This is a genomic window from Streptomyces niphimycinicus (genome assembly GCF_018883605.1).
Classification (GTDB): domain Bacteria; phylum Actinomycetota; class Actinomycetes; order Streptomycetales; family Streptomycetaceae; genus Streptomyces; species Streptomyces niphimycinicus.
Genome location: NZ_JAHLEM010000453.1, coordinates 1 through 5,559 on the forward strand (window position 1 = coordinate 1; position 5,559 = coordinate 5,559).

The following is a 5,559-nucleotide window of genomic DNA, read 5'->3' on the forward strand; positions in this document are numbered from 1 at the left end:
GGCCCGGCGATCAGCCCACGCGGCCGGCGCACCGCACGGCTCCCGGAGCTTCCCGAGGTCGCCGCCCGGCTGGCGGTCAGCCCGGCGACGCTGCGGCGGCGGCTGCGCGAGGAGGGCACGTCCTTCCAGGAGCTCAAGGACACCGTGCGGCGTGACGAGGCGGTCAGCAGCCTGACCGAGGGGGCCGAGCCCATCGCCGATCTGGCCGCACGGCTGGGCTTCTCCGAGGACACGGCGTTCCACCGGGCGTTCCGGCGCTGGACCGGGTCAACCCCGGGCGCGTACCGACATGAGATCTGGAGTCAGCAAATCTGAGCGCCGCGGTCAGCCACAGACATTCCGGCCGTCCTTACGGTCCTCCCACAGCGACTCGGCACCACCAGAGCGCACCCGCACCGTTGGGAGAGCCGTATGCGCATCCGCACCACCGTGCTCACCGCCCTCGCCGCACTTGCCCTGGCCTCGGCGCCGCCCGCCGCCACGGCCGTATCGGGCGCCCCGGCCGCCGCCACCGGCAGACCCGGTGACATCGTCACCTCCGCCCCCACCGCCTTCCGGACCCTGCCCGGGGTGCCGACCGCGACCAGGGCATGGCACATCACCTACCGCTCGACCACCGCCACCGGCCGCCCCGACGTCGTCTCCGGCACGGTCGTCGTCCCCGACGACGGCGAACAGGGCCCCCGGCCGCTCCTCACCTGGGGCATCGGCGCCGTCGGCCTCTCCGACGACTGCGCGGTCTCCGGCCGGTTCCCGCAGGGCACCTCGATCGAGGCCCAGCTCGTCGACCTCGCGCTGCGCCGCGGCTGGGCCGTCGCCGTCACCGACTACGAGGGCCTGGGCACCCCGGGCGACCACACCTATACGGCCGGCCGGTCCGAGGGCCATGCCGTTCTGGACGCTGCGCGCGCCGCCCAGCGCCTTCCGGATGCCGGGCTCTCACCGGACGCTCCCGTCGGCATCATGGGCTACTCCCAGGGCGGCCAGGCGGCCGGCTGGGCCGCCGAACTGCACGCCTTGTACGCCCCCGAGCTGCGGCTGAAGGGAACGGTCGCCGGAGGGGTGCCCGCCGATCTCCCCACGACGCTCGCCTACAACGACGGCGGAGCCGGCCCCGGGCTCGCCCTTATGGCGCTCACCGGACAGGACGCGGCCTTCCCCGCGCTGCGGCTCGACTCGTACCTGAACGACCGGGGCCGCGGCTATGTGGACACCATGAAGCGCAACTGCGTGGCCCTCAGCACCATCGCCGGGCTCTTCCAGCGCATGTCCGAGGTGACCGTAAGGGACCCACTCGCCAGTCCGGCCTGGCAACTCGCGCTGCGGTCCTCGTACTTGGGCACCCGCTCCCCGGACCACCCCGTCTACCTCTACCAGGGCCTGGTGGACGAGCTGATCCCGTACCGGGTCGGCGAGGCGCTGCGCGCCCGCTGGTGCGCCCGGGGCGTACCGGTGGAGTGGCAGGACTATCCGCTCGACCATGTCGCCACGGCGCTGACCGGGATTCCGGCGGCCCTGGACTGGATGGCGGCGCGGCTGGCGGACGAGCCGGCGCGGGGCAACTGCACCGCCTGAGGCCCACCTTGACGCCCGCCTGAGGCCCGCCCGAGGCCCCGCCGAACCGCGCCTCAGCCAGATCCACGCATCAGCCCACCCGAGCCCCAGCCCGCCCGAGCGGGTCGGCCGACCCACCCCTCACCCGACCCGCTCGGGCGACCATCCCGTCCCCTGGAGCAGGTTCCCCAGCCCGGCCCAGGCGAAGTTCATCAGGGTGGCCGCGGCCTCCTTGGCCGAGTGCCCGCCCGCTTTTGCGTCCCCCGCCCAGTCCGCGAGCGACTCGGCCGCGCCCACCAGCGCGTACGCGAGCCCGGACACCTCGGTGCCCGCGAGGGTCCGGGCGCGCGCGGTGCCGCGGGCGTGCTCCCGCGCCGCCGCCCCGATCAACTGCGTCACGAACTCCACGATCTCCGCCCGCATCGCGGCCACTTCGCGCGCGTAGGGCTGCCCATGCGTACGGGCCTGCACATGCAACAGCGTCCAGCCGTCGGGATGTTCGGCCGCATGGGCGAAGAAACCGCTCAGCCCGCTCCACAACTGCCGGTCGGCGGGCGCGTCCCGCTCCACGGCGGCGCGCACGGCGGTCACCAGCGCCGCGGCCTCCCGCCGTATGCACGCCGTGAACAGCTCTTCCTTGGAATGGAGATAGAGATAGACCAGCGGCTTGGAAACCCCGGCCAGCTCGGCGATGTCGTCCATCGAGGCGTTCTGATAGCCGCTGCGCGCGAAGGCCCGCACCCCCGCGTCCAGCATCTGCTGCTCCCGCACCGCCCGTGGTACGCGCTTGCTCCCCGTCGCCCCGCCCACGCAGGCCGCCCCCTTCGATCGTGCCCCCGCACACACATCGGGTTAAGCCTACGTGGGACCACTGTCGGCGCTCTTGCCACGGCCGCCCGCCGACATCAAAGTTTCAACTGACCACGCACCGTGCCCCGTTCAGCTCCGTACGCAGCGCCGCGAAGGGGAACGAACGATGCCGAACCGCCGCAGAGCCGTCGCCGCGCTCACCGCGCTGGCCGCCGCACCGCTCCTGACGACCACCGCCCAAGCCCGTTCCCCGGAGCCCGGCGACTCGAAGGCCCCGAAGGCCCGCCCCGCGGAAGCCCTTGCCGCACACCGGACGCCCGCCCGCGCCCGCCTCATCGCCGCGGACCGCGTCAGCGAGCGCGTCCTCGACCTGACGATCGACTCCCCCGCCCTGGGCCGTGCGGGCCATGCCCGCGTCCTCCTCCCCACCGGCTACGACCGCCGCCCCCACCACCGCCGGCCCGTCCTCTACCTGCTCCACGGCTGCTGCGACCCGGGCCCCGGCTGGGAGGCGTGGACCCGCAACACCGATGTCGAGGCCATCACCGCGGCCACCCCGGCCCTGATCGTCTCCCCCGAGGGCGGCCCCGCCGGCTTCTACTCCAACTGGTGGAACGGCGGCCACTACGGCCCGCCCGCCTGGGAGACCTTCCACCTGGCCGAGCTGCGCCCCCTCCTGGAGCGCGCCCTAAGGGCCAACGGCCGCCGTGCGATCGCCGGTCTGTCCATGGGCGGCTTCGGCGCCCTGTCCTACGCCGCACGCCACCCCCGCCTGTTCCGCGCGGCGGCGTCCTTCAGCGGTGTCATCCACACCACCCTGGACCCCGCCGGTATCCGAGGCATCCTTACGGGCCAGGGCGCCGACCCGGCGGCCCTGTGGGGAGACCCCGCCGCCCAGTCCGCGCTCTGGGACGCCCACAACCCGTACGCCCTCATCCCCCGGCTCCCCCGCGGCTACCCGCTCTACGTCGCCTGCGGCAATGGCACCCCCGGCCCCCTCGACCCGCCGGGCCGCCCCGAGGACACCCTGGAGCGTGGTCTCGACGAGATGGCCCAGCGCTATGTGCGCCGCGCCCGCACCCACGGCCTGGCCGTCACCGCCCACTTCTACGGCCCCGGCACCCACACCTGGCCCTACTGGGAGCGCGAGCTCACCCGCGCCCTGCCCCTGCTCACCGCCCCGCTTGCCTGACACCTGGGTTTGCTACGGTCGGGAAGAACCCGACGAGACGCGCCGTACCGGGCCCCGCAAAGACGACGCACCCCGTATCGAGAGACTCCACGGAGGTGCCGTCATGGCATGGGTCCTGCTGCTCATCGCCGGACTGTTCGAAATCTGCTGGTCGATCGGCATGAAGCTGAGCGACGGCTTCACCCGGCTGTGGCCCAGCGTGTTCACCGTCGCCGGTCTGATCGTGAGCATGGGGCTGCTGAGCGTGGCGGTGAAGAGCCTGCCCATCGGCACGGCCTACGGCGTCTGGGTCGGCATCGGCGCGGTCGGCACCGCACTGCTGGGCATGATCCTCTTCCATGAACCGGTCACCCCGGCCCGGATCTTCTTCCTGCTCCTGCTGGTGGTGGCCATCGTCGGCCTGGAGGCCACGGCGGGCGAGTGAAACAAACGCGGTGCCCCCGGACCTCGCTGAGGTCCGGGGGCACCGTTTGTCGCCGGTCAGGGGTTACGCGGCGGCGAGCTGACGCTCCGGCTCGTCGTACTCGTCCAGCGGCGAGGCGCTGGCGTGGGCGTACGCCTCGTGGTCGAGGATCTTCTCGCGGGCCGAGACGATCACCGGGATCAGCGACTGACCGGCCACGTTCGTGGCGGTCCGCATCATGTCCAGCACCGGGTCGATGGCCATCAGCAGGCCGACGCCCTCCAGGGGCAGGCCCAGGGTGGAGAGGGTCAGGGTCAGCATGACCGTGGCGCCGGTGAGGCCGGCGGTGGCGGCGGAGCCGATGACCGAGACGAAGGCGATCAGGAGGTAGTCGCCGATGCCCAGGTGGACGTCGAAGATCTGGGCGATGAAGATCGCGGCGATCGCCGGGTAGATCGAGGCGCAGCCGTCCATCTTCGTCGTCGAGCCGAAGGGCACCGCGAAGGAGGCGTACTCCTTGGGGACGCCCAGCCGCTCGGTGACCTTCTGGGTCAGCGGCATGGTGCCGACCGAGGAGCGGGAGACGAAGGCGAGCTGGATGGCGGGCCAGGCGCCCTTGAAGAAGCTCAGGGGGTTGACCTTGGCGACCGTCGCGAGCAGCAGCGGGTAGACGCCGAACATCACCAGTGCGCAGCCGATGTAGATGTCGGCGGTGAAGGTCGCGTACTTGCCGATCAGGTTCCAGCCGTAGTCGGCGATGGCGGTGCCGATGAGGCCGAGGGTGCCCAGCGGGGCGAGGCGGATGACCCACCACAGGGCCTTCTGGAGCAGTTCCAGCACCGACTGGCTGAGGGTGAGGATCGGCTGGGCCTTCTCGCCGAGCTGGAGGGCCGCGACGCCCGCGACGGCGGCGATGAAGACGATCTGGAGGACGTTCAGCTCGGTGAACGGGGTGATGACGTCGGTCGGCACGATCCCGGTGAGGAAGTCCAGCCAGGAGCCCGCGTGGTCGGGCTTGGCGCCGTCCTTGGGGGTCAGATCGGTGCCGGCGCCCGGGTTGGTGATCAGGCCGATCGCGAGGCCGATGGCGACGGCTATGAGCGAGGTGGCCATGAACCACAGCAGGGTGCGGGTCGCCAGCCGGGCGGCGTTGTTGACGTTCCGCAGGTTGGTGATCGAGATCAGGATCGCGAAGAACACCAGCGGGGCGACGGCCAGCTTCAGCAACTGGACGAAGATCGAGCCGATCTTGTCGAGCGTGGTGACCAGCCAGCCGACATCACCGCTGCGGGCGATCCAGCCCAGCACCACACCGAGGACGAGGCCCAGCAGGATCTGCGCCCAGAAGGGCACCTTGGGCAGGCGGAAGGAGGACGACCCCTGGGGGGACGCCTTGAGGGCGGACGACAACGGACACACTCCGGTGGAGGTAAGAGGGCGGGAGAAAGCCAGGAGTCCGTACGGGATCTCCGGCCGCTGTGCGTGAGGTCGATCAGCGGCGACGACAGGCCGCGGACAGGCAGCGGCAAAGATCGATGTGCAGGCGCGCCACGAGCGGAACGCTCGCGAAGATGAGGGGCGCGGCTGCTGTCTTCATGAC

The 5,559-nt window shown here is 72.0% G+C and carries 6 protein-coding genes and 1 riboswitch; of the genes, 4 read left to right on the plus strand and 2 right to left on the minus strand.

The genetic code is table 11. The features are described from left to right. A partial coding sequence (locus KN815_RS32315) for a helix-turn-helix transcriptional regulator (protein WP_216345409.1) occupies positions 1–315 on the plus strand: 315 nt, incomplete at its 5' end. Positions 316–411: 96 nt separating this feature from the next. Next, positions 412–1,575, plus strand: a complete 1,164-nt coding sequence (locus tag KN815_RS32320; RefSeq protein WP_216345410.1) for a lipase family protein — start codon at positions 412–414, stop codon at positions 1,573–1,575. A gap of 120 nt (positions 1,576–1,695) precedes the next feature. Here the strand turns inward: KN815_RS32320 and KN815_RS32325 are convergent, their stop codons facing one another. Beyond that, entirely contained in the window at positions 1,696–2,310 is a 615-nt protein-coding gene (locus KN815_RS32325; RefSeq protein WP_216345413.1) for a TetR/AcrR family transcriptional regulator, read from the minus strand. Positions 2,311–2,530: 220 nt separating this feature from the next. Here KN815_RS32325 and KN815_RS32330 point away from each other — a divergent pair, with 220 nt between their 5' ends. After that, positions 2,531–3,556, plus strand: a complete 1,026-nt coding sequence (locus KN815_RS32330) for an alpha/beta hydrolase (RefSeq protein ID WP_216345411.1) — start codon at positions 2,531–2,533, stop codon at positions 3,554–3,556. Positions 3,557–3,562: 6 nt separating this feature from the next. Then, a riboswitch (guanidine-III (ykkC-III) riboswitch) is annotated at positions 3,563–3,628 on the plus strand. A 31-nt stretch (positions 3,629–3,659) separates the two neighbouring features. After that, positions 3,660–3,980 (plus strand): DMT family transporter, encoded by a 321-nt coding sequence (locus tag KN815_RS32335; RefSeq protein WP_059145063.1) that lies wholly within the window; start codon positions 3,660–3,662, stop codon positions 3,978–3,980. Between the two features lie 63 nt (positions 3,981–4,043). On the opposite strand, the gene KN815_RS32340 is transcribed toward KN815_RS32335, so the two are convergent. Next, positions 4,044–5,369: a dicarboxylate/amino acid:cation symporter gene (locus KN815_RS32340; protein ID WP_216345412.1), complete on the minus strand. Its 1,326-nt coding sequence runs from the start codon at positions 5,367–5,369 to the stop codon at positions 4,044–4,046. Positions 5,370–5,559 lie beyond the last annotated feature (190 nt).